The organism is Nocardioides pocheonensis, from assembly GCF_003725535.1.
Classification (GTDB): Bacteria; Actinomycetota; Actinomycetes; order Propionibacteriales; family Nocardioidaceae; genus Marmoricola; species Marmoricola pocheonensis.
In genome coordinates, this window is sequence record NZ_RJSF01000043.1 from 218322 (window position 1) to 241232 (window position 22911).

The following is a 22911-nucleotide window of genomic DNA, read 5'->3' on the forward strand; positions in this document are numbered from 1 at the left end:
CGGCCGGACGCGCCCTCAATCTCTTCGGCCGACGCGTCGTGCGAGCGAGCTCGCACGACGCTGGCCTCAGACGACGAACTCATCGTCGTTGCCTCGGCGGACCATGATCTGGCCCTGCTCCTCGAGCTGGCGGATGGTGCGGATGATCGACTGCTGCGCCTCCTCGACCTGGGTCAGCCGGACCGCACCGAGCAGCTCGACCTCCTCGACCAGGTTCTCGGCGGCCCGCGCGGAGAGGTTGCTCGTGATCTTCTCGCGCACCGGGTCCGGCACGCCCTTGAGCGCCAGCGCCAGCTCGTTGCCCTCGACCTGCCGCAGCACCAGCTGCACCGAGCGGTCGTCGAGGCTGACGATGTCCTCGAACATGAACATCCGGCTCTTCACCTCGTCGGCGAGCGCGGCGTCCAGGGCCTCGAGGCCGTCGACGATCTGGCGCTCGGTCGACCGGTCGGAGCGGTTGATGATGTTGACCAGGGGGTCGACGCCGCCGACGCGGGACATCTCGGCCGGCTGCAGCATCGAGGACAGCTTGCGCTCGAGCGTGCTCTCCACCGCGCGGATGATCTCCGGCGACGTCCGGTCCATCACCGCGATCCGGTGGGCGACCTGGGCCTGCTGCGTCGGCGGGAGGCCGGAGAGCAGGAGCGAGGCCTTGTCGGGCGTCATGTGGGCCAGCACCAGGGCGATCACCTGCGGGTGCTCGTCGGCGATGAAGGAGCGCAGCTGGGCAGGGTCGGCCCGGTGCAGGAACTGGAAGGGCATCTGCACCGCAGCGGCCTTCACCCGCTCGATGATCTCCGCGGCGCGGTCGGCGCCCAGCGACTGCTCGAGGAGGCTCTGGGCGAACCCGAGGCCGCCCTGGGCGATGTGGGCACGCGCGACCATCATGTCGCGGAACTCGCTGAGCACCTGCTCGGTCTCCGCGCCGCTGATCGACTCGAGCCGGGCGATCTCGGCGGAGATCGCCTCGACCTCGGCGTCGGACAGGTGGCCCATCACGCTGGAGGCACGGTCCTTGCCCATCTGGATGAGCAGGATCGCGGCCTTCCGGACGCCCAGGCCGGCAATGGTTGCCGTCATCGGGGCTCCACCAGCCATCCGCGGAGCAGGGCGGCGACGTCCTCGGGCTGGCGCTCGACCAGCGACGCCAGCTCCTCCCGGATCTCGTCGGACTGCGAGTGCTCCATCGACTCCAGCGCCAGCATCGCCGCGGACGGCTCGACGGGCGTCTGCGTCGCGGCCCGCTCGAGGGCCTCGAGGCGCAGCTGCTCGACGACGTACGACGCCGCGTCGGCGCGCTCCTTGGCCCGCTTGCGGCCCTTGAACCAGGCGAGCAGGACGATCAGCAGGATCAGCACGGCCAGGCCGCTGTTGCGGATCAGCGTCGCCTGCTTGGCGCTCGCGTCGGCCTGCTTCGCCGCGGCCAGCTCGGCCTTCGCGGCCTTCTCGGCAGAGCGGTCGAAGGGCAGCGAGTCGACCTGCACGGTGTCGCCGCGCGTCGGGTCGATGCCGACCGCGCTGGCGATCAGCGTCTGGATCTGGTTCGGGTCGATGGACCGCGCGGCCGCGGCATCGAGGACGACGCCGACGTGCAGGTTGCGGACGCCGCCCGGAGCGGTCTCCCGGTGCTCGACGGTCGTGTCGACGGCGTTGTCCACGGTGTCCGAGGACTTCTCGTACTGCGAGTTCGCGCTGCCCGCCACGCTGGTGGAGTCCATCTGCCCGTCCGGGCCGACGACGCCGGTCAGGCCACTGCCCGCACCGGGACCGGTGAACTTCTCGATGTTCTTGCTCTCCGAGAGCGGCGGGTTGTTCTTGTTGTAGGTGTAGGACTTCTTCTCGGTCACCGACTTGTCGAAGTCGAGGTTCGCGGTGACGGCGACGCTCGAGTTGCCGGGCCCGACGACGCGGTCGAGCATCTGCTGGACCCGCGTGCTCATCTGGTTCTGGTAGTCCTGCACCTGCTGGTCGCGGCTGCTGGCGATGCCGGCGGTGCCGTCGGTCGCGGAGAGCACGTGGCCGGCCGCGTCGGCGACGGTCACCTTGTCCGGCTGGAGGCCGTCGACCGAGGACGCGATCAGGTTCACGATCGCCTGGACCTGCTCGGCGCTGAGCTCGCTGCCGGGCTTGGTCGAGACCAGCACCGACGCCGTCGGCGGGTCCTGCTTGTCGGCGAAGACCTGCTTCTCCGGGAGCGCCAGGTGCACGACCGCGGTGTCCACGCCGTTGAGCGCCTCGACGGTGCGGGAGAGCTCGGCCTCCATCGCCCGCTTGAAGTTGGTCTGCTCCTGGAACTGCGAGGTCGACAGGCTCTGCTTGTCGAGGATCGAGTAGCCGCTGTCCGAGCTGCTGGGCAGGCCCTGGCCGCTGAGGCTGATCCGGGTCGAGTAGACCTTGTCCTTGGGCACCATCACGGTGTTGCCGCCGTTGGTGAGCTTGTACGGCACGCCCTGGCTGTCCAGCTTGTCGATCACCGCGGAGGCGTCCGACGACGAGAGGTTGCTGTAGAGCGGGGCGTAGCTCGGGGTCGACGCCCAGCGGAAGATCATGAAGCCGGCCAGCAGCAGCGCGACCGTGCCGACGACGGCCACGGCCTTCTGCCCGGGCGTGAACCCGGCGAACGTGCGCTGGTAGCGGCTGAGCGTGCGGGAGAGCCCGTCCTTCATCGTGCGCATCAGACCTGCATCCGCATGATCTCGTTGAACGCGTCGACGGCCTTGTTGCGGACCGCGACGGTCAGCTGCGTCGTGACGTTCGCCTCGGTGGCCGCGATCGTGTAGTCGTGGATCGCGTTGAGGTCACCGGTCGCCGCCTTCACCGCCAGCTGGTCGCTGGTGTCCTGCACCCGCTCCAGCTTGTCGAGCCCGTCGAGCACCATGCTGCCGAACGCCTTGCCGGTGCCGGTGACGTCGCTGGTGCCCGTCGAGAGACTGGTGGTGTCCGTGGTGCCGACCTGTGGAGCGACGTACGGCGTGAAGCCGGAGGCCCCGATGCCTGCGATCCCTGAGATACTCATGCCCGTCCGATCTGGAGTGCGGAGCTGTAGGTGTCCTGTGCGTCCTTGGTGACCTGCACCGAGGCCTGGAAGCCGCGCTGGGCCATGACCAGCTGGCTCATCTCGCTGGCGAGGTCGATCTCGGGCATCCGCACGTTGCCCTGCGCGTCGGCGACCGCGTTCTCCGGGTCGTTGACGACCCGTCCCTGCGGGTCGGAGTAGGCGATGCCGCCGACGTCGACGCCACCGTCCGGGCGGGCCTTCGCCATGACCATCTGGGCCTGGAAGGCGTTGCCGCTCGTCGGCTGCGCGGTGTTGATGTTCGCGATGTTGTTGGCCAGCGCGTCGAGCCAGGTCTGGTGGAAGCCGAGGCTCGTGTTCGCGATCCTCAGCATGTCGAAGGCGCCCATCAGAACGGCCCTGCTGCGGTCTTGACGAGGTTGTACCGGTCGTTCACCGCGCGGGTGAGGATCTGGTACTGGAACTGGCTCTGGACCGCGGCCATCGTCTCCTTGCGGAGGTCGACGTTGTTGCCGTTCGCCCCGACGGGGGTGTCGGTGGGCGACGTGGTGGCCTGGATGCTGTCGACGCCGTTCTCGAAGCTGCCGTCGCTGATCGCGGCCTTCAGCTGCGTCTCGAAGTCGACGCTGGACGCGCGGAACCCCGGGGTGTCGACGTTGGCGATGTTGTCGGCGATCACCCGCTGACGCAGGGACACGCCGTCAAGGGCCGACGCCAGGACCTGGCTGACCGCATCGGACACGGCGAAGGACAAGGCGAGCCTCCGGGAAGCAAGAGGGTGGCGCCGGTCCTTCGGCAGCAGGTGAGCGTTCCGTGCTCGATGAGTTGTTCGGCTTCAGGCGGGCCGTCCTGAGGCAAACGCGGTGGTCGGGACGTTCGGCCCCAACGATCTGTCCTAACGGACGAGCACGACCGACAGTCGACCCGGGCCGTAGCCGCCGACCTCGACGGCCAGGTCCTCCCGGCGGCCCAGGGTCAGCGCCTTGGCGAGCACGTCCGGCGGCAGCGGTACGCCGATGTGGTGCGCGTCGTAGAGGCGGAGATGGTCGGCGCCCTCCACGTTGAACAGGGAGGCGGCGATGTTGAGCACCTCGTAGACGTTCTCGCGCAGGGTGTCGTTGAGCACGCCCTCCTCGATCGCGGCGTCGGCGCCCGCGGCGGGGACGAGGCCGATCGCGGCGCCGGCGCGGGCCGAGAGTGGGAGGTCGAACGCGACGATCGCGGTGACCTGCAGGCGGTCGTCGACGTAGACGCCGACCGTGCACGGGTTCTTCGGGGTCGGCGCCAGCGGGGCGCTCGGGGAGAGCGTGACCTCCCGGTCGAGCAGGTCGGTGAGGAGGTCGCGGATCTCCTTGGGGACGGGGAGGTGCGACATCTCAGCCCTTCAGGACGGGAGCGAGCGCCTCGTCGAAGGCCTCGGGCGTGAACGGCTTGGCGATCAGGAACAGTGCGCCGCCGGCCGATGCCCGCGCGCGCATGTCCGGCGAGCCCTCGGAGGTGACGAACCCGAACGGCACGGCGGAGCCCGACGAACGCAGGGCCGCGAGCAGGTCGATGCCGTTCATCTCGGGCATGTTCCAGTCCGAGAGGACCAGGTCCGGTGACTCGGCGTGCACCAGGTCGAGCGCCTGGCGGCCGTTCTCGGCCTCGACGATGTCGTGGCCGGCGTACCCCGCCTGGCGCAGCGTGCGGATCACGATCTGGCGCATGACGCGGCTGTCGTCGGCGACGAGGATCTTCATGGTTCGTTCCTTAAGGGCAGTGGAGGAGCGGAGGTCCACCCCCTTGCGGCGCCCCGTGCCCGGCACGGAGCCGCCGCTCGGTGGGGAGGTCCTGACGTGGTTCTGATCGGTCACGGTCGGCCGATCCTGAGCGGATTGGTGGCGCGTCGGAGTCAGTGTCGGGGTCAGGCGTCGACGTCGAGGTACACCGGTGCCGCCGGCGCCTGGCCGGTGGCCTCGGTCACCCGGTCCCCGTAGGCGATCTGCCGCTGCGCGGCCGCGAGCGAGTGGCGGAGCAGCTCGGTCGCCCGGTCCTGGCGGTCGAGCAGCTCCTGGGCGCGCACGACCAGGTCGGAGGGCATCTGGCCGGGGATCGACGGCGGGGTCCAGGGCTCGTTGGGCAGGGCGCTCAGGCCCTTGAGGACCCGCTCGACGCGGAGGACGTCGAGCTCGAGCCGGTCGAGCTCCGCCTCCCAGATCGCCCGGACGCAGCTCTCGTTCACGGCGCTCACGCGCTCTGCTCGGTCGCGCACTGCAGCGCCGCCTGTCGCCAGGTCTCGCAGAGGTCGGTCACGAGGGTGAGCACCTCGTCGGTGATCGAGGCGTCCTTGCGGATGTTGGCCATCACGAGCTGCCGGTGCAGGAAGCTGTAGAGCGCGGCGAGCTCGTAGCCGCCCTTGAACTCCTCGGGCCGCAGGCTGCTGGCCAGCTCGAGGAGGATGTCCTGCGCGTGGGTGAGGTGCTTGTGCGTCTCCTCCACGTCGCCGCCGCGCTGGGCCTCGAGACCGCGCCGTACGTCGAGCACGAGGCGGTCGAACAGCATCACCAGCAGCCGCGCGGGGCTGGCGGTGGCGATCGACGCGTCGAGGTACGCGGCGCGGGCGTTGGGCTTCATCATGTGGGTGCCTTCCTTAGCTTCCCGACTTGAGTGATGAGAGCTGTCCGGACAGCCAGCTGGACTGGCTGTTCATCTGGCTGAGTGCGGTTTCGAGTGCGGTGAACTGGCGCTGCAAGGACTCCTGCCGCAGCGCCAGACGCGTGTCCCACTCGGCGATGCTGTCCTGCATCCGCTTGATCTCGGAGTTGCGGCCCGTGATGGAGGTGGTGATGGTCCCGGTGAACGGGTCGCTGGCGCGCTTGCCGGCGGCCTGGACCCGCGCGGCGAAACCGTCGGTGGCGCCGGTGGTGAACTTCGCCGCCACGCCGGCGGGGTCGGCGGCGTACGCGGTCTTGAACGCCGCCTCGTCGAAGGTCAGCTTGCCGAACTTGTCGAGCTGGATGCCCACGCTGGCCAGGGAGGTGCCGTCGGTGGGGTACACGGTGTTCAGCAGGTCCGAGCGGACGGCACGCACACCGCTGTCGCCCGCCAGGGGACCCGACGTGTTGGTGGACGCGTCGTACGCCGTGAGGCTGTCGATCTTGCTGAGTGCGTCGTTGATCGCGTCGACGATTCCCTTGACCTTCGCGGTCATGCCCGCGGTGTCCTGCTGCGCGTCGAGGTTCACCACGGTGCCGCTCGTCACGGTGGACCCGAGGCTGATCGTCAGCCCGTTCGCCACGTCGGAGAACGTGTTCGTCGAGGAGTGCAGGACGTCGGTGCCGATCGTGATCTCGGCGTCCTGGCCGGCGGTGACCACCGCGCCGCCGAGCAGGTCGGAGCCGTCGAGGTTCTTGAGCGTGAAGTCCGAGGCCGCGCCGGTCGTCGACGCCGTGACCTGGAGCCGGTAGGTGCCGTCGTCGAGGCGCACGGTGCTGGCCTTCACGCCGGTGCCGGAGCCGTTCAGGGCGTTCACCAGGCCCTGGAGCGAGCCGTCACCGGTGTCCAGGTCCATCGTGGTGCCGTCGAGCCGGTCGAGCGTGACGTGGGTCGAGCCGGTGGTGACGGTGGCGGTGAGGGCGGCGGTGCTGGTGAAGGACAGCTGGTGGGCGCGGGCGGTGTGGCCGACGGTGAAGGTCAGCGGGCCGGGGACGGCCGCAGTGCCGGCGGTCGCGGTGACGAGGGTGCTCGAGCTGGTCACCGTGATCGGGTTCCACGCGCCCGGGTCGGCCAGGTCGCCCGCGCTGCTGGTGAGTGCCGCGAACTTGCTGTTCAGGTCCTGCAGGGACTTCAGGTCGGTCTGCGCCGTGCCGAGCTGGGTCTTGATCCGGGTCTGGCTCTGCGCCTCGACCTGCATCAGCTGGGAGATGATCGTGGCCGTGTCGAGGCCGCTGACCAGTCCGCTCACGCTGGTGGTGCCGGCCATCCTGGGTCCTCTCTCCTTGCTGGGTGGTACGTGAAGCCTGGGTGGTACGAAAAGAGGGTCCGGGCGAGGGCGAGTCTGGGACTCTGCCCTCGCCCGGACCGTGTGCTGTGTGACTAGTCGCCGGTGAGCGATCAGCCGCGGAGCAGCTGCAGCACGCCCTGCGGGCCCTGGTTGGCCTGGGCGAGCATCGCGGTACCGGCCTGCGACAGGATGTTGGCGCGGGTGAAGTTCACCATCTCCGACGCCATGTCGGTGTCACGGATCCGGCTCTCGGAGGCCGACAGGTTCTCCACGGCCACGTTGAGGTTGTTGATCTTGTGCTCGAGGCGGTTCTGCACCGCACCGAGACCGGCACGCTCGGTCGAGACCGTTCCGATCGCGGTGTCGATGTTGGCCAGAGCCGTCTGGGCGTTGGCAGCGGTCTTGATGTCGCCGACGCCGCCGGTGATCGTGGCCGCCTTCATGTCACCGATCGACACGGTGAGCGTGTCGCCGGCGTTGGCACCGACCTGGAAGTCCTTGTTGCTGAAGCTTCCGTCGAGCAGCTTGGTGCCGTTGAAGCTGGTCTTGTTGGCGATGTCGTCGAGCTCGGAGGCGAGGGCCTGGTACTCCTTGTCGGCCTTCGTCTTGTCGGTGTTGCTCAGCGCGCCGTCGTTGGAGGCCTGGACCGCCAGGTCACGCATGCGCTGCAGGATCGAGTGCGTCTCGGTGAGTGCGCCCTCAGCGGTCTGCACGACGGAGACACCGTCCTGCGCGTTGCGAACCGCGACCTTGAGGCCACCGACCTGCGAGCGCAGGCCCTCGGAGATCGCCAGACCGGCGGCGTCGTCCGCGGCCCGGTTGATCCGGAAACCGCTGGACAGCTTCTCCAGCGACTTCGACAGCTGGCCCTGGGTGACCGACAGGTTGCGGTACGAGTTCAGGGCGTCGATGTTCTGGTTGATGCGAAGACTCATGATGGTTCCTTCCTGGATGTGTGAGTCACGTGCTGGAGCCCTTCCTTGGGCTCCGTGCCGTACTCATCGGCGGTACGACAACGTGCTTGAGAGGTTTCGCCCGGCTTTTTGGCCGGCTTCCCCGGGACCGGTCAGGCGGTCTCGTCGAGGGCCGACAGGCCGAGCGGCCGGCGTACCGACGCGGCGTGACGGGCGGCGACGGCGGCGAAGTACGCGTCGCGGCGACGGGCGGCCGAACCCTGCGGCCGGGCGTGCGGCGTGAGCTGGCCGGGGTCGAGCTCGTGGTTGAGCGCGTCGCGGAGCAGCACGAGCGCCTCGGCCCGCATCTGGGAGACGCGGGACTCCGTCACTCCGAGCTCGGCGGCGATCTCCGCCATCGGGCGCTCTTCGAGGAAGTAGTCGGAGATGACGATGCGCAGGCGGTCGGGCAGCTCGGCGACGGCCTCGACCAGGTAGGTGAGCCGCTCGCGGTGCTCCACCATCTGCTCCGGCGTGGGCCCGTGGGCCGGGAGCAGGTCGTCGAGCGAGGCGTCCTGCGCACCCTGGAGGGAGAGCACCTGGGCGCGGGCGATGTCCTCGTCGTTCTGGGCGATCTCCGCGAGCGTCATGCCGGCCGCGTCCGCGACCTCCTGGGTGCTGGGGGTCCGGCCGAGGATCGAGGACAGCTGGGCGCGGGTCGCGTCGAGGTCCCGGGCGCGCCGCCGGACCGAGCGGGAGGCCCAGTCGATGCCGCGGAGCTCGTCGAGGATCGCGCCCCGCACGCGGGTGGCGGCGTACCGGGCGAACGGGACGCCGCGCTCGGCGTCGAAGGACTTGCTGGCCTGGACGAGGGCGGCGAGACCGGCCGAGGTGAGGTCGTCGCGATTGACATGGCTGGGGACCCGGCCCATGGTCTCCCGGACGATGTGGCTCACGACGGGGATGTGGCTGGTGATCAGGCTGTCCAGCTCGTGGCTCTCGGTGTCCCTCATGGGCGTAACCTTTGGGGAGAAATGTCCGTTTTGGTAGGGCTTGTCGACAGGATTGACCGCTCGGTTCGGCAGGTCGGGACCAAGGGCCCGATCGGCCATGGCCCGTTGGGATCACACGGGGGCGAAATCGGTTGCGAAAACCCTTCAAGACCGCTTCGCCCTGCCGATGGACAAGGTCAGGACTCCGCTCGGGAGGCCGTCGACGAAGGGTCAATCATGGAGAAGCTGTCACAGATCCTGTGGCGGGAACGAGAGCTGCTCGAGACCTTGCTGTTCAAGCTCGAGGAGGAGCAGCTGGTGCTTGCCGCCGGCCGCACCCGCTGGCTCGCGCGCTCCGCGCGCGAGGTGGAGAACGTGCTGGAGACGATCCGGGAGACCGAGATCCTGCGTGCCGTCGCCGCCGAGGAGGCCGCGGCCGTCTTCGGTCTGGGCCCGAACCCGAGCCTGCGAGCACTCGCCGAGGCGGCCGACGAGCCCTGGCAGAGCCTGCTGCTGGACCACTACGAGGCGTTCACCACGATCACCCACGAGATCACGTCGCTGGCCGACGCGAACCGCGAGCTGATCACGACCGGCTACCGCTCCGCCCGGGAGACGCTGATGACCCTCGGTGAGGGCACCGAGTCCTACGCCGCCGACGGCTCGGCGGTCGCCGTGTCGCAGGCCCGTCGTCCGATGGTCGACTGGAGCCTGTGAGATGACCGGTTCCTTCTCCTCGCTGAACACTGCGCTCTCGGCGCTGCGTTACAACCGCGTGGCGATGGACGTGGCGAGCGGGAACATCGCCAACGTCGGGACCGAGGGCTACGCCCGGCGCCGCGTCAACGGGCAGGCCGTCGGTGCGCCGACACGCCCCGCGATGTGGTCCCGGTACGACGGCGGCGGAGACGGGGTCACCGCGGCCGGGATCGACCGCATGACCGACGCCCTGCTCGACGTGCGCGCCCGTCGTGAGCACGGCAACCAGAGCTACCTCGACGTCCGCCAGTCGGTCCTCGAGCGGGTCGAGAGCGGCATCGGCGAGCCCGGCGACAACGGTGTCGCCGCGGCGATCGCCGACTTCCGCTCCGCGTGGCACGACCTCGCCAACAACCCGGGCAGCGACGCCGCACGCTCCCAGGTGCTCGGCCGGGCGGCGACGCTGGCCGACGCGCTGCGGATCCAGTCCCGCAACATCGACGCGGAGTCCGGGGACCAGCGCGTGCGTGCGGTCGCCGACGTCGCCGAGGTCAACACGGTGGCCTCCGACCTGGCCGCCACCAACCGGAGCATCGCGATCGCCAGCCTGAACGGCGACGACGCCGGTGTGCTCCTCGACAAGCGCGACCAGCTCGCGATGCGGCTCTCCGAGCTCACCGGCTCGAAGACCACCCAGCGGCCCGACGGCGGCTTCGACGTCACCCTCAACGGGGTCTCCCTGGTGAACGGCGCCAGTGCCGGCACGCTGCAGATCGCCTCGGGCATCACCCCCGCGGGCGCCAGCGACGGCAACCCGATCACCTACTCCATCACCGACGCCAGCGGCACCACCGCCGTTCCTGCCGGGATGACCGGCGAGCTCGGCGGGGTCACCGACCTGCTGACCACCACGCTCCCGGCGTACTCGGTCGGGCTCGGTGCGGTCGCCCAGCAGCTGGCGGACGAGATCAACACCCAGCACCAGGCCGGGTACGACGCCGCCGGCAACCCCGGCCAGCCGTTCTTCAGCTACAACCCCGCCGACCCGGCAGGCACGATCGCCGTGGCGCTCACGACCTCGTCGCAGGTCGCGGCCTCCTCCCTGCCCGGGGGCGTGCTCGACGCGGGCAACGCCAACGCGCTCGCCACCGCGACCGGGGCCGAGGACTCCTACCAGCGGCTGATCAACGGCTTCGGCACCGAGGTCGCCTCGGTCAAGCGCCTGGCCGCCAACCAGCAGGTGCTGACCGGTCAGGTGGACGCCTCCCGCGAGCAGCTCTCCGGGGTGAACCTGGACGAGGAGATGGTCTCGATGATGTCCTCGCAGCGCGCGTACGAGGCCGCTTCCCGCGTGATGACCACGGTCGACTCGGTGCTCGACACCCTCATCAACCGGACAGGACTGGTGCACTGATGGCACTCACTCGCGTGACCCAGAGCATGATGAGCAAGGGCTCGGTGGCTGCGATGCAGACCAGCCTGGCCCGCCTGGCGAAGGTCCAGGAGCAGCTGTCGACCGGTCGGGTGCTCAACCGCCCGTCCGACTCTCCGACGGACACGACGTCGGCGATGCGGATCCGCTCCTCGATCACCGACACCCAGCAGTACGGCCGGAACGCCGAGGACGGCAACGGCTGGCTGAGCACGATCGACTCCGCCCTGACCAACGCCAACGACCAGGTGCTGCGCGCCCGCGACCTGGCCCTCCAGGGCGCGAACGACGGCATGTCCGGCCAGACGTCGCGCGACGCGCTGGCCGTCGAGGTCGACCAGATCCGCGACGGCCTGGTGAACACCGCCAACACCAGCTACCTGGGCCGGCCCGTCTTCGGCGGCATCACGGCGGGCCCGGCGGCGTACGACGCCACCGGCACGTACGTCGGCACGCCCGGCGCGGTGAACCGGACCATCGGCGAGGGCACGACCGTGCGCGTCGACGTCGACGGCAACACGGCCTTCGGGCCGGCAGGCAACTCCGTCTTCGACCACCTCACGGCCCTGTCCGCCGCGCTGCGCTCGGGCAACCAGGCCGCGATCAGCGCCGGCATCTCCGCGCTCGAGGGTGACCGCGACCAGATCACGACCACCCAGGCCGACGTCGGCAGCCGGCAGAACCGGATCCAGTCCGCCATCCAGTCCGCCTCCGACGACGAGCTCCGGCTGAAGAACTCGCTGTCGTCGGTCGAGAACGCCGACCTGCCGAAGACCATCGTCGACCTGCAGATGCAGCAGGTGGCGTACCAGGCCTCGCTCGGGGCGACTGCGCGTGTGATGCAGCCGAGCCTGCTGGACTTTCTGCGATGATCGTGGCCGTGCCTGACATTCCGTCGATCGAGCTCGTCCATCCCCTTCCGGGATTCCCGGACATGCGCCGCTTCGCGCTCGTGCAGCTCGACGACGAGGGTGTGCTCTGCCAGCTCAGGTCGCTGGAGGACCCGTCGCTCCGCTTCCTCGTGATGCCTCCGGTGCCGTTCTTCCCCGACTACGCACCCGAGGTCGGCGACGACGTGGTCGAGGACCTCCAGATCGACTCCGCCGAGGACGTCATCGTGCTGCTCGTGCTCAACGCGGGCGACACGCTGGACACCACCACGGCGAACCTCATGGCACCGGTCGTCGTCAACACCGCGACCCTGCGGGCGAGCCAGGTCATCCTCGACGACCCGACCCTCCCGCTCGCCGCGCCTCTGGTGGCGTAACCTCACTGCATGCTGGTCCTCAGTCGCCGTGCCGGCGAGAGTGTCGTGATCGGTGAGGACGTGACCATCACCGTGCTCGAAGTGCGCGGCGACGTGATCCGGATCGGCATCGACGCACCGCGGTCGGTCGCGGTGCACCGCGCCGAGCTGCTCGAGCAGCTGGAGACCGTCAACCGCGAGGCGGCCTCGCCGAGCGAGGACGCCGTGCAGTCGCTGAGCGCCGCGCTGCGGTCGCGTCCCGGGAACCACGCCGGCTGAGCGCGCACCTCACCAGGTTTCGGCACGCTCCGTCGCGGCCTCGTCCCTCGGCCGCGGTCGCTGCTACGCCGTACTGAGCCTGCCGAAGTGAACCACCATCGAGCAGGCGCGCTGACGCGCGTCTGCTCAGCGCTAGAGCAGGCGGGAGGCCAGCAGAGCGGCCTGGGTGCGGCGCTGCACCCCGAGCTTGGCGAGGATCCGGGTCACGTGGTTCTTGACGGTCTTCTCCGCCAGGTAGAGCCGGCTGCCGATCTCCTTGTTGGTCAGACCTTCGGCGAGCAGCGACAGGATCCGCAGCTGCTGGTCGGTCAGCCCTGCCAGCTCGGCGGGCGAGTCGCTGGTCTGCTCCATCCAGTTGATCATCCGACGGGCCAGCACCGGGTCGATCAGGGAGTGCCCGCTGGCGATCGTGCGCACCGCGCTGAGCAGCGAGCCGGCCTCGACCTGCTTGAGCACGTAGCCCACCGCCCCCGCGTGCATCGCGGCGACGATCGACTCCTCGGTGTCGTCCGAGGTCAGCACCATGGCCCGGGACTCCGGCGAGAGCCTGCGCAGGTCACGGCAGAGGTCGATGCCGGAGCCGTCCGGCAGCTGGGTGTCCATGACGACCACGCGGGGGAGCAGCTCGGGGACCAGGCGGCGCGCGTCGGCGATCGTGCTCGCCTCGCCGACGATCTCGATGTCGCCCTCGGACTCGAGGAGTGCGCGCACGCCCTTGCGCACGATGTCATGGTCATCGAGGAGGAAGACTCTCAGCGTGCTCACGCACGATTTTTACCGTGTCTGGCAACCCCCTACGTCCGAAATGCCCAAATGTTCCGATGAATCGGGCAAACGGTATAGACCGGGTCAGGTCGCTGCAGGATCAACTCCGCAAACCGGGCGTAACCTACCGGTATCCACCTCGTTGGACCGGATGCAACTCACCGGAGGGGTGGGCGAGCAGGGGAGAGGGTCATCGTGGAGCTCATCGACATCGAACTCAGCGAGTTCACGCGTCGCAGCCGTTCGCTCGTCCTCGCGCACGCCGATTCCGGCCTGCGCCGCGGACTCGAGTACGGCGAGCGGGTCATCCTGCACACCGGCGGCGACGAGTACCGCACCGCGGTCGTGGCCGACGTCGACTTCGCCCTCGAGGACACCCACTACCGGCTGATCCTCGGTGGCCGCGTGCCCGCCGAGCTGGTCCCCGAGAAGGTGGCCGGCACCGCCCCGAGCCTGTCCGGCCGGGTCTCGGTGCACGACATCGCCGACATGCTGGCCCGCTCCGGCGCGGCCAACCGGATCCCGATGCAGCGCCGCGCGGCGCAGCGCCTCCTCTTCGACCGCTGAACCGCTCGCGGACCGCTCACCCGGCGTCGCCCGAGGAGCCTTTCGCCCGCTGCGCTCCCTCGGTGCCCGTCCCACGCGGGTCGTGCGCGCGCCTGACACAATGGTCCGGTGAGTGACCTCATCGACACCACCGAGATGTACCTCCGCACGATCTACGAACTCGTCGAGGAGGGCATCGTCCCGCTCCGGGCCCGCATCGCAGAGCGGCTGCACCAGAGCGGACCGACGGTCAGCCAGACCGTGGCGCGGATGGAGCGCGACGGCCTGGTCACCGTCGAGGGGGACCGTCACCTCCAGCTGACCGAGCAGGGCATGCACCTGGCCACGCGGGTGATGCGCAAGCACCGGCTCGCCGAGCGGCTGCTGGTCGACGTGATCGGCCTGGACTGGGAGCTGGTCCACGCCGAGGCCTGCCGCTGGGAGCACGTGATCAGCGAGAGCGTCGAGCGGCGCCTGCTCGACCTGCTCGACAACCCCACCGAGTCGCCGTACGGCAACCCGATCCCGGGTCTGGCCGAGCTCGGTGCCAGCGACGGCGAGACGTTCATGAGCGGCGTCGTCCCGCTCAGCGAGGTCGCCGGCCGTGAGACCCGGCGCGTGCGCGTGCGCCGGATCTCCGAGGAGATGCAGAAGGACGAGGAGCTGATGGGTGTGCTGCGCCGCATCGGCGCCCAGCCGGGCGAGTCGGTCGCGGTCGTGGGCACGGACGAGGGCGTGATGCTCGGTAGCGGCGGCGAGACCGCCGAGATCGTCTCCGAGGCGGCCGACCACATCTTCGTGACCGCCTCCGACGGCTGACCCCTCAGCCCAGTTCCGAAGTGGCTAGCCGTACCTGAGCTCGGCCCGGGCGCGCGCCTTGGCCGCCTCCACCTCGCGGTTCTTCGGCGGCGCGGCACTCACCAGGTCGTCGAGCAGGTGCGCGGTGACGTGCGCGATCTCCTGGACGGCCCGGTCGAAGGCGGCCTGGTTGGCCTGGGACGGCTTGGTCGTCCCGCTCACCTTGCGCACGTACTGCAGCGCCGCGGCCTGCACCTCGTCGCTGGTTGCCGGGGGCTCGAAGTTGTGGAGCGTCCTGATGTTGCGGCACATGTCCCGAGCGTACGACGGGCCGCGGGCGGACTCCTCCTGAAATCTGCGGGTCCCCGGGGCCGCGTTCAGGGCCGGCCGGGGTCGGCGCTCGTCCGGCCCGCTGACCTGGCCACGGTGTTGCCGAGGTGCGCCGGGACCGGGGTCGAGGGAAGGTCGCGCATGCGCCGCAGCAGGCGACGCTCTCCCAGACGCACGCCCAGGAAGACCCCGAGGGCGAGCCAGAACAGTGCGAACAGGAAGACGGCCACCACCGCCGCAGCTCCGAGCATGCCGCCGACGGTACGTCGGGCGATCCTGTGCCGCTCGCCTTTCGGGGGACCACGCGTGCGGCCGTCCGGCACTCCTCAGCCCAGGCTCAGCAGGCGCACACCGTGCTGGTCGTCGACCAGGGCGACCCGGCCGTCCGCGAGCGGCAGCGTGCGTGCCGACCAGCCGGCGTCGGTGACCAGGTCGCGCGCGTCGAGCGCGCCACCGGCGCCGACGTGCAGCGCGACCAGGCGGAGCAGGCCGGAGCTGCCGCCCTCCACCGTCGTCAGCGCGGTGCGCTGGTCGGGCAGCCAGGTGAACGCCCTCGGGTCGTCCAGGGCGGGCAGGTAGGACTGCTCGCCGAAGCCGAGGTGGGCCAGCCGCTGCGGAGCGGCGAGGTCGTGGATGTCGAAGACCGCCGACTGGGCGCCCAGCGACCGGCCCAGGTCCGTGGCGTCGACGCCGAGTCCGAGCAGCAGGCCGTCACCCAGCGGGTGCAGGTACCCCGAGTAGCCCGGGATCTTCAGCTGCCCGATCTCGCGCGGATGGGTGGGGTCGGTGAGGTCGATCGTGTAGAGCGGGTCCATCTGCCGGAAGGTCACCAGCACGGCGAAGTCGTCGAACCAGCGCACCGACTGGATGTTCTCGTCGACCCCCAGGTCGTCCACGGTGCCGGTGGGCACCAGGGCACCGTCCTTCTCGGCGAGAACCGTGATCCCGTTGCGGGTCGCCTGCCGGGTCTCCCCGTTGGCGTCGGTGATCGTCCGCGAGCCGTCCTTCGTCCATGCCACCCGCAGCAGCCCGCCGTGCTCGTCCAGCGACCAGCGGTCCCGCACGGAGCCGTCGACGTGTCCGGACCCGACGTACTGGGTGGTGGTGCCCTCCAGCGCGAACGCGTGGAGCTGGGTCCGCACGTCCTGCGCCCGGATCGGCATCGCGCCTCCGGTCATGGAGCCGTTCATGGGGCCGGGCATCCGCCGCCAAGGGCTGGGCGGGTCGACCCGGGTCGAGGCGACGTAGAGCCGGTCGGCGGAGGAGTAGACGACCTGCCCGTCGGCGGTGACCGCCACCGCGGTGCGGTGCGCCGGGTCGCCGACGTCGTACGTCGTGACCGCGGTGGTGTCGCTGCCGGACCAGTCCTGGGGGTGGTAGACGTCCGTGCAGCTCACCAGGGGCGCCGGGCGGGAACCGGCGACCATGTTGTCGACCACGGTCGGCAGCCAGTCGTCGATCGTGGTCGCCCGCACCAGCGCCTCGTTGTGCCGGGTGGCGTTGCGCTCCCAGGACGTGCCCGGGCGGTCGTTCCGGGGCCTGGCCCACGGGAGCTCGGGCCGGCCGGTCGTCGTGACCAGGCGCACCGTGTCGCCGTACAGGCGCATCGAGACCTGCCGGCCGCTGTAGGTGTCGTCGTGCGCGATCCGCGGGTGTGCGGGGTCGCTGATGTCGACGTCCACGATCCGGGTCCCGCCGGCGGGCATCATCGTCCGCTGCACGCCCTCCTGGGGGACGGCGAGGTCGGGAGCGACGAGGTCACCCTCCATCGGCATCGGGCGGCCCCACGCGCCGGCCGCCTGCGAGACCAGCACGTGGTCGCCGGCCAGCAGCAGCTCGCCGCCGTAGACGTCGATCGGCAGGGAGATCCGGCCGAGCTCCCGGGGCTCGGGTCCGGTGACGTCGGTGACCACCAGGACCCGCTGGTCGACCAGCCGGACCACCCGACGCCCGTCGGTCTTGACCAGGTCGGGCTCGTCGACGTCGGCCTCCTGGGTGTTGGTGCCGGTGCCGCTGCTCGAGCGCGCGTCCGAGCCCTTGATCGCTGCCTCCGGCCCCTGTCCGGCCGAGGACGCGGCCAGACCGGCCCCGCTGGGCATCGGGACGGCGTCGTCCATCGCGTACATCACGGGGCCGTTCCACCCGTAGGGGCCGACCTCCGCGGTCCCGTGCTCGACGTACCAGTTCCGCAGCGCTGCGCAGCTGTCGAACCGGGACAGCGAGTCGGCGCTCGCCCGCGGTGCCAGCGGGTCGGTGAGGACCAGCGTTGCGGTGGTGGCGGCGAGGCCGCCCACGAAGAGGCCGCCGACGACGGCTGCCGACACGAAGCCCCCGCTGAGCGCGAGGCGGGACCGGGTACGCATGCCGATCGGACGTCGCTAGGCTGCCAGCGGTTCCCCACCTCCCGAGGAGTACGCCGTGCCGGCTGACCGTGACTACGACATCGTGCTCTTCGGAGCCACCGGCTTCACCGGCGAGCTCACCGCTGCCTACCTCGCCGAGCACGCGCCCGCCGGCTGCCGCTGGGCGCTCGCGGGCCGCAACGCGACCAAGCTCGAGGACGTCCGGGCCCGGCTCGCGAAGGTCAACCCGGAGTGCGCCGACCTGCCCCTGCTGCACGCCGACGCCGGTGACCCGGCGTCGCTGCGGTCGGTGGCCGAGGCCACGAAGGTCGTGATCACCACGGTGGGCCCCTACCTGCTGTACGGCGAGCCGCTGGTCGCCGCCTGCGCCGAGGCGGGCACCGACTACGTCGACCTGACCGGCGAGCCGGAGTTCGTCGACCGGATGTACCTCGAGCACCACGACCGCGCGGTGGCGACCGGTGCCCGGATCGTGCACGCCTGCGGCTTCGACTCGATCCCCCACGACCTCGGTGCGTACTTCACCGTCAAGCAGCTCCCTGCGGGCCGGCCGATCAGGATGCGGGGGGTGGTGCGCTCCAACGCGACGTTCTCGGGCGGCACCTTCCACTCGGCGATGACGGCGTTCTCCCGCGCGAAGCAGATGAAGGACGCCATGAGCGCGCGGCGCGGCAAGGAGCCGCGTCCCGAGGGTCGGCGCTCGCGTGCGGTGGCCGGCAAGCCGGGCCGTGACTCCGTGCTCGGCTACTGGCTGCTGCCGCTGCCGACGATCGACCCGTTCATCGTGGCCCGCTCGGGCGCGGCGCTGCCGGCGTACGGTCCCGACTTCCGCTACTCCCACTACGCCGGCCTCAAGACCCTCCGCTACACCGTCGGGGGAGCCGTGGGCGCGGTCTCGATGGGTCTCGCCGCGCAGGTGCCGCCCGTGCGCAAGGCGCTGATGAACCGGATCAAGCCCGGTGACGGGCCCTCTGAAGCACGCCGGGCGAAGTCGCACTTCAGCGTCGACTTCGTCGCCGAGTCCGGGGGCGCCACCGTGCACACCCGCGTGTCGGGCGGCGACCCCGGCTACACCGAGACGGCCAAGATGCTGGCCGAGTCCGCGCTGTGCCTGGCCTTCGACGACAACCCCGCGACGGCCGGGCAGGTCACCACCGCCCAGGCGATGGGCGACAGCCTGCTCGAGCGGCTGCAGAAGGCCGGCATCAAGTTCAGCACCGTCGCGGCGTAGCCGCGTCCCAACCACCGGTGGTTGAGGTGCGAGCGAAGCGAGCCTCGAAACCCCACGCCTACGCGAACAGCGCCTGACCGACGTACTCGCCCGGCCGCACGCCCGGCGGCACCGCCCAGAGCCCGGATCCGGTGTGCTGGAGGTACTCCATCAGGCCGTCCTTGGCGGACAGCTGGTTCTGCATCGGGACGTAGTGCCGGTCGGGGTCGCGGACGAAGGCGACGAAGAAGAGACCGGCGTCCAGCCGGCCGAGGCTGTCGCTGCCGTCGGTGAAGTTGTAGCCGCGCCGGAGCATCCGCGTGCCGTCGTTCTGCGTGGGGTGGGCCAGCCGGACGTGGGAGTTCAGGGGCACCAGCGGTCCGGCGCTGCCCTGCAGGTCGAGGTCCGGCTCGGTGTGCTCGGTGCCGCCGGACAGCGGGGCGCCGTGGGCGCGGTCGCGCCCGACCAACGCCTCCTGCTCCCGCAGCGAGGTGCGGTCCCAGGTCTCGATGTGCATGTTGATCCGGCGGGCGACCAGGTAGGACCCGCCGGCCAGCCACCGCGCTGCCGGGTCGTCGTCGTGGCCGACCCAGACGAACGTCTCGAGGTCGGCGGTCTCCTCGGCCTTGAGGTTCGCGGTGCCGTCCTTGAAGCCGAGCAGGTTGCGCGGCGTCTGCTGGCTGCGCGAGGTCGACGAGGTGCGACCGAAGCCGAGCTGGGCCCACCGCACGGCGACGGTGCCGAAGCCGATCCGGGCCAGGTTGCGGATCGCGTGCACGGCGACCTGGGGGTCGTTCGCACACGCCTGCACGCAGAGGTCGCCGTCGCTGCGCGCAGGGTCGAGGTCGTCGCCGGGGAAGTGGGGGAGCCGGCGCAGCCCCGCGGGCCGGCGGTCGCGCAGGCCGAACCGGTCGACGCCGTCCTTCTCGAAGAGGGTCGGGCCGAAGCCGAAAGTCAGGGTCAGACCGGCCGGCGGCAGGCCCAGCGCCTCGCCGGTGTCGCCGGGCGGTGAGTCGTAGCTGGTCGCGGTCGCGCTGCCGACCGCCTTGCCGGCGGTCATCGCCGCGGCCGCCTCGGTCCACGCGCGCAGCAGGGCGACCAGCGCGTCGCGCGAGTCGGTGGTGACGTCGAACGAGGCGAAGTGCAGCCGGTCCTGGGCCGGGGTGACGATGCCCGCTTGGTGCTCGCCGTGGAACGCGTAGCCGAGCCCGGCATCCGGCGAGTTGTCCTCCTGCTGCGCCTGGGCCACGCCGAAGCCGCCCAGTCCGGCGGCGCCGGCCAGTGCGCCGGCGCCCGCGACACCGAGCAGCCGGCGGCGCGACAGCGCTCCCGGGTCGCTCGCTGCGGTGGTCGACTCGGCGTGCGGCCCCGTGGTCACGCCGTGACCGCGCCGGTCATCTTCGACAGCGGCTCGGCCAGCGCGTTGACCGCGTCGGACAGCTGCTTGCGCTGCTCGGGTGTCACGGTGTCGTAGGAGACGAAGCCGTCCCCCGACCTGTACTGGTCGAGCAGCTTCTGCAGGTCGTCGAACCGCTCGTCGATCTGCTCCTCGAGGTCGTGGTCCTTGACCGCGAGGATCGGCTCGAGCAGCTCGAAGGCGGTCCTGGCGCCGTCGACGTTGGCCTGGAAGTCCCACAGGTCGGTGTGCGACCAGATCTCCTCCTCGCCGGTGATCTTGCCGGTCGCGACCTCGTCCATCAGCTCCTTGGAGCCGTTGCCGAGGTGGGTGACGTCGTAGGTCTGGGTCTGGACCCGGGTGTGCAGGGTCTTGGTGTTGGCGAGCAGGTCCTGGGCGTACGTCGCCCGCTGCGCCCGGTTGAGAGCGGTGTAGCCCTTCGCCGGCGGCCAGAGGTCCTTCTCCAGCAGGTGCCAGCCGGTCCACTTCTGGCCCTGCTCGAGGTCGGCCTCGCGCAGGTCCATCTTCGGGTCGAGGTCGCCGAAGGACTCCGCCACCGGCTCGATCCGCTCCCAGTGCTGCCGCGCCGTGGGGTACAGCGAGCGGGCCTTCGCGTCGTCGCCGGACCGGTACGCCGCGACGAACTGCGTGGTGCCTTCCAGCAGTGCGTCCGCCTCCTGCTTGACGTAGTCGGCGTAGGACTCGGTGGCGTGCTCGAGGGTCTCCTGGTCGACGTCGGCGACCGAGCTCTTCCGGCCGGAGTCCGTGACGGTCAGCTTGCCGCGGATGCCGTCGCCCTCCATGCCGGGCTTGCAGGCCGTGACGTAGGTGCCCGGCGCCACGCTCACGACGAGGTCGCGGGTCAGTCCGGGACCGATGTTCTCGACCTCACCGACGATCCGCTTGCCGTCCTCGGCGTACAGGTAGAACTCGGTCACCTTGCTGCCGGTGTTCTTGATCCGGAACGTCACCCGCCCGGAGCCCGCCTTGGTGCTGGAGAGCTCGCACGCGGTGGCCGACGAGGTGACCGTGATCGGGCCGCTGCCCTCGGCGCCGTCGCTCTTGTTGGACTGGGTGAGGCTGCAGGCGGTGAGCGGGACGGCCAGAAGAGCGCAGGCTGCCGCGGTCGGGAGGATCTTCACGGGGGACCTTTCCAGGGGTGACCGGCCGTCGGCCGACGTTCGAAGGCCGGCCACGAGAGTCGGTGACAGGGGAGGTGGGGACGAGCGAGGGTGACGAACGTCAGCGGGGTGCGGCCGGCGTGGGTGCCGGGGCCGGCGCGGGTGCCGCTGCCGGGGTGCGGACCCGTCGCAGGAAGATGGTCAGCGTCGGCACGACGTACAGGACCCAGGCGATGAGCTCGAGCCAGGTGGTCGCCGGGGAGAAGTTGAAGACGCCCTTGAGGAAGGTGCCCAGCCACGACGTCGGGTCGATCGTGCCGCTGACGTCGAACGCGAGGCTGTTCAGCCCGGGCAGGATGCCGGCCTCCTGGAGGTCGTGGAAGCCGTAGGCCAGCACGCCGGCCGCAACCACGATGAGGATGGCGCCGGTCCAGGTGAAGAACTTCGACAGGTTGATCCGCAGCACGCCCTTGTAGAAGGCGTAGCCCATCGCGACCGCGGTGAGGATCCCGAGCAGGGCTCCGAGCAGCGGTGAGACTGAGGAGGCTCCGCTGCTCGTCGCGGCCTGCGTGGCCGCCCACAGGAACAGCGCGGTCTCGAGGCCCTCGCGCCCGACGGCGAGCGCGGCGACCAGGACGAGGCTCGCGCGGCCGCCCTCGGCCGCGAGGTCGATCTTGCCGCGCAGCTCGCCGGAGAGCCCGCGAGCGTGACGGGCCATCCAGAAGACCATCCAGGTCACGAAGCCGACCGCGATGATCGACAACGTGCCCCCGATCGCCTCCTGGGCCTCGAAGGTCAGGCTGCGCGGACCCCAGGTGAGCAGCGCACCGAAGGCGAGCGACACCCCGACGGCCGCGGCGATGCCGGTCCAGATGCGGGGGAGCAGCTGCGTGCGGTCGCTCTTGACCAGGTAGGCGATCAGGATCACCACGACCAGCGACGCTTCGAGTCCCTCGCGGAGACCGATCAGGTAGTTGGCGAGCACGACGCACTCCGTAGGATCAGGTTAGGCTTACCTAATCAGTAAACACCGCGGTCTTCGCGGCCAGCAAGTCGGGGCTCGTGTGCGATGAGCCACAGCGGCCGTCGCTGCCGACGGTACCCACGCCGATCCCCGCGCAACGCCGGTCGTTGTGCCCTGCAGTTCAGGACCTTGGCCCTGACTTCGTCCGGTGTGGTCGCGGGTCAGCTCGGCGGCGTGCGATGCGTCGGACCCGCTGCATCGGGATCGGCCGGGGAGCGTGCGCGGCAGCCGTCCGACCGGGGCGGCTGTCGCGCCGCGGCAGTGCCCCAGGCCAGAGTCGAACTGGCGACCTTTCGCTTAGGAGGCGGCTGCACATGTGGCGCTGACCTGCGACAACGCAGGTTACCGAGGCAAATTGACAGAAGATTGACATACGAGTGCCGCCCACCTCGGTCGTCGATCGGGTCCGCGGCGCCTTGGCACGCTCCGTCACGGTCCGCACACCTCAGCGACATGAGCACCGCACCGAATCCGTCGGAGGGACTGCCCGTCCTCCTCACCATCCACGACATTGCAGCGCTATTCCGGGTGCAGCGGACCACTGCATATGCCCGGACTCGCGACCCCGACTTCCCGGACCCGCTGGTGATCTCGGGCTCCTGCTACCGCTGGTATGCCCACGAGGTGCTGGCCTACATCGACGCGAGGCGCACCCAAAAGAAGGCGCACCTGCGCCGCACTGCACCCGAAGTCGGCGGAGCGCTCCCAGCGCTTGCAAGCCCGCCAGGTGTGCCCAAGGCGCGCACGACCAGACGCCAGCGGCGGACGAGCAGCGCCGCCACATCCAATGCGTGAAGCGTCGACCCAAGGAGGAGA

General features: G+C 70.5%; 28 protein-coding genes. 9 read left to right on the forward strand and 19 right to left on the reverse strand.

Translation table 11 applies throughout. The annotated features are described in order from the left end of the window. Positions 1-66: 66 nt before the first annotated feature. The 12 genes from fliG to EFL26_RS17090 form a co-directional block, all read right to left on the reverse strand. The gene (gene fliG, locus EFL26_RS17035; protein ID WP_123224102.1) at positions 67-1080 is read right to left on the reverse strand and encodes a flagellar motor switch protein FliG; all 1014 of its coding nucleotides are present in this window, start codon (positions 1078-1080) and stop codon (positions 67-69) included. Continuing rightward, positions 1077-2675: a flagellar basal-body MS-ring/collar protein FliF gene (fliF, locus tag EFL26_RS17040; protein ID WP_246000242.1), complete on the reverse strand. Its 1599-nt coding sequence runs from the start codon at positions 2673-2675 to the stop codon at positions 1077-1079. The genes fliG and fliF overlap by 4 nt, the downstream gene beginning before the upstream one ends. Beyond that, entirely contained in the window at positions 2675-3016 is a 342-nt protein-coding gene (fliE, locus tag EFL26_RS17045) for a flagellar hook-basal body complex protein FliE (protein ID WP_123224103.1), read from the reverse strand. Before fliE ends, fliF begins: the two co-directional genes overlap by 1 nt. Further along, positions 3013-3405, reverse strand: coding sequence for a flagellar basal body rod protein FlgC (locus EFL26_RS17050; RefSeq protein WP_123224104.1), 393 nt, complete (start codon positions 3403-3405; stop codon positions 3013-3015). The genes fliE and EFL26_RS17050 overlap by 4 nt, the downstream gene beginning before the upstream one ends. After that, the gene (gene flgB, locus EFL26_RS17055; RefSeq protein WP_123224105.1) at positions 3405-3770 is read right to left on the reverse strand and encodes a flagellar basal body rod protein FlgB; all 366 of its coding nucleotides are present in this window, start codon (positions 3768-3770) and stop codon (positions 3405-3407) included. The genes EFL26_RS17050 and flgB overlap by 1 nt, the downstream gene beginning before the upstream one ends. 141 nt (positions 3771-3911) lie before the next feature. Further along, positions 3912-4391, reverse strand: coding sequence for a hypothetical protein (locus tag EFL26_RS17060; RefSeq protein ID WP_123224106.1), 480 nt, complete (start codon positions 4389-4391; stop codon positions 3912-3914). A gap of 1 nt (position 4392) precedes the next feature. Then, positions 4393-4758 carry a response regulator gene (locus tag EFL26_RS17065; RefSeq protein ID WP_123224107.1) on the reverse strand — a complete coding sequence of 122 codons (366 nt, stop codon included), beginning with the start codon at positions 4756-4758 and terminating at the stop codon, positions 4393-4395. Between the two features lie 164 nt (positions 4759-4922). Further along, positions 4923-5249, reverse strand: coding sequence for a hypothetical protein (locus tag EFL26_RS17070; RefSeq protein ID WP_123224108.1), 327 nt, complete (start codon positions 5247-5249; stop codon positions 4923-4925). Further along, positions 5246-5635 carry a flagellar export chaperone FliS gene (fliS, locus tag EFL26_RS17075; RefSeq protein WP_123224109.1) on the reverse strand — a complete coding sequence of 130 codons (390 nt, stop codon included), beginning with the start codon at positions 5633-5635 and terminating at the stop codon, positions 5246-5248. Before fliS ends, EFL26_RS17070 begins: the two co-directional genes overlap by 4 nt. 13 nt (positions 5636-5648) lie before the next feature. Next, the gene (gene fliD / locus EFL26_RS17080; RefSeq protein WP_123224110.1) at positions 5649-6980 is read right to left on the reverse strand and encodes a flagellar filament capping protein FliD; all 1332 of its coding nucleotides are present in this window, start codon (positions 6978-6980) and stop codon (positions 5649-5651) included. 131 nt (positions 6981-7111) lie between these two features. Next, positions 7112-7936, reverse strand: coding sequence for a flagellin N-terminal helical domain-containing protein (locus tag EFL26_RS17085; protein WP_123224111.1), 825 nt, complete (start codon positions 7934-7936; stop codon positions 7112-7114). A 131-nt stretch (positions 7937-8067) separates the two neighbouring features. Then, positions 8068-8907: a sigma-70 family RNA polymerase sigma factor gene (locus tag EFL26_RS17090; RefSeq protein WP_123224112.1), complete on the reverse strand. Its 840-nt coding sequence runs from the start codon at positions 8905-8907 to the stop codon at positions 8068-8070. Positions 8908-9123: 216 nt separating this feature from the next. On the opposite strand from EFL26_RS17090, the gene EFL26_RS17095 reads away from it, so the two are divergent. The 5 genes from EFL26_RS17095 to csrA are packed head-to-tail and all read left to right on the forward strand — an operon-like array spanning position 9124 to position 12542. Continuing rightward, positions 9124-9603 (forward strand): flagellar protein FlgN, encoded by a 480-nt coding sequence (locus EFL26_RS17095; RefSeq protein ID WP_123224113.1) that lies wholly within the window; start codon positions 9124-9126, stop codon positions 9601-9603. 1 nt (position 9604) lies between these two features. Continuing rightward, complete coding sequence (flgK, locus tag EFL26_RS17100) at positions 9605-10999, forward strand: flagellar hook-associated protein FlgK (RefSeq protein ID WP_123224114.1); 1395 nt, start codon at positions 9605-9607, stop codon at positions 10997-10999. Continuing rightward, on the forward strand, positions 10999-11889 hold the full coding sequence (gene flgL / locus EFL26_RS17105) for a flagellar hook-associated protein FlgL (protein WP_123224115.1): 891 nt from the start codon (positions 10999-11001) through the stop codon (positions 11887-11889). The genes flgK and flgL overlap by 1 nt, the downstream gene beginning before the upstream one ends. Before the next feature lie 8 nt (positions 11890-11897). After that, positions 11898-12284 (forward strand): flagellar assembly protein FliW, encoded by a 387-nt coding sequence (gene fliW, locus EFL26_RS17110; RefSeq protein WP_246000243.1) that lies wholly within the window; start codon positions 11898-11900, stop codon positions 12282-12284. A 9-nt stretch (positions 12285-12293) separates the two neighbouring features. Beyond that, complete coding sequence (gene csrA / locus EFL26_RS24920; RefSeq protein ID WP_123224117.1) at positions 12294-12542, forward strand: carbon storage regulator CsrA; 249 nt, start codon at positions 12294-12296, stop codon at positions 12540-12542. Between the two features lie 132 nt (positions 12543-12674). On the opposite strand, the gene EFL26_RS17120 is transcribed toward csrA, so the two are convergent. After that, positions 12675-13307, reverse strand: coding sequence for a response regulator (locus EFL26_RS17120; RefSeq protein ID WP_123224118.1), 633 nt, complete (start codon positions 13305-13307; stop codon positions 12675-12677). Between the two features lie 195 nt (positions 13308-13502). Here EFL26_RS17120 and EFL26_RS17125 point away from each other — a divergent pair, with 195 nt between their 5' ends. Further along, positions 13503-13874 carry a hypothetical protein gene (locus EFL26_RS17125; RefSeq protein WP_123224119.1) on the forward strand — a complete coding sequence of 124 codons (372 nt, stop codon included), beginning with the start codon at positions 13503-13505 and terminating at the stop codon, positions 13872-13874. A gap of 108 nt (positions 13875-13982) precedes the next feature. After that, on the forward strand, positions 13983-14672 hold the full coding sequence (locus tag EFL26_RS17130; protein ID WP_123224120.1) for an iron-dependent transcriptional repressor DtxR: 690 nt from the start codon (positions 13983-13985) through the stop codon (positions 14670-14672). Between the two features lie 24 nt (positions 14673-14696). On the opposite strand, the gene EFL26_RS17135 is transcribed toward EFL26_RS17130, so the two are convergent. The 3 genes from EFL26_RS17135 to EFL26_RS17145 all read right to left on the reverse strand — a co-directional run bounded on the left by EFL26_RS17135 (position 14697) and on the right by EFL26_RS17145 (position 17344). Next, positions 14697-14963: a DUF2277 domain-containing protein gene (locus tag EFL26_RS17135; protein ID WP_123224121.1), complete on the reverse strand. Its 267-nt coding sequence runs from the start codon at positions 14961-14963 to the stop codon at positions 14697-14699. 65 nt (positions 14964-15028) lie between these two features. Continuing rightward, positions 15029-15232: a hypothetical protein gene (locus tag EFL26_RS17140; protein ID WP_123224122.1), complete on the reverse strand. Its 204-nt coding sequence runs from the start codon at positions 15230-15232 to the stop codon at positions 15029-15031. Positions 15233-15307: 75 nt separating this feature from the next. Beyond that, positions 15308-17344, reverse strand: coding sequence for a beta-propeller domain-containing protein (locus tag EFL26_RS17145; RefSeq protein ID WP_123224123.1), 2037 nt, complete (start codon positions 17342-17344; stop codon positions 15308-15310). Positions 17345-17399: 55 nt separating this feature from the next. On the opposite strand from EFL26_RS17145, the gene EFL26_RS17150 reads away from it, so the two are divergent. Beyond that, entirely contained in the window at positions 17400-18575 is a 1176-nt protein-coding gene (locus tag EFL26_RS17150) for a saccharopine dehydrogenase family protein (RefSeq protein WP_123224124.1), read from the forward strand. Between the two features lie 58 nt (positions 18576-18633). Here EFL26_RS17150 and efeB read toward each other — a convergent pair whose 3' ends face one another. The 3 genes from efeB to efeU form a co-directional block, all read right to left on the reverse strand. After that, positions 18634-19932, reverse strand: coding sequence for an iron uptake transporter deferrochelatase/peroxidase subunit (gene efeB / locus EFL26_RS17155; RefSeq protein ID WP_123224125.1), 1299 nt, complete (start codon positions 19930-19932; stop codon positions 18634-18636). After that, positions 19929-21092 carry an iron uptake system protein EfeO gene (efeO, locus tag EFL26_RS17160; protein WP_221177012.1) on the reverse strand — a complete coding sequence of 388 codons (1164 nt, stop codon included), beginning with the start codon at positions 21090-21092 and terminating at the stop codon, positions 19929-19931. The genes efeB and efeO overlap by 4 nt, the downstream gene beginning before the upstream one ends. Before the next feature lie 100 nt (positions 21093-21192). Continuing rightward, on the reverse strand, positions 21193-22056 hold the full coding sequence (gene efeU, locus EFL26_RS17165; RefSeq protein WP_123224126.1) for an iron uptake transporter permease EfeU: 864 nt from the start codon (positions 22054-22056) through the stop codon (positions 21193-21195). A 492-nt stretch (positions 22057-22548) separates the two neighbouring features. Here efeU and EFL26_RS23915 point away from each other — a divergent pair, with 492 nt between their 5' ends. Next, a complete protein-coding gene (locus tag EFL26_RS23915) occupies positions 22549-22890 on the forward strand; it encodes a helix-turn-helix transcriptional regulator (RefSeq protein WP_148046756.1) in 342 nt (113 codons plus the stop codon). Positions 22891-22911 lie beyond the last annotated feature (21 nt).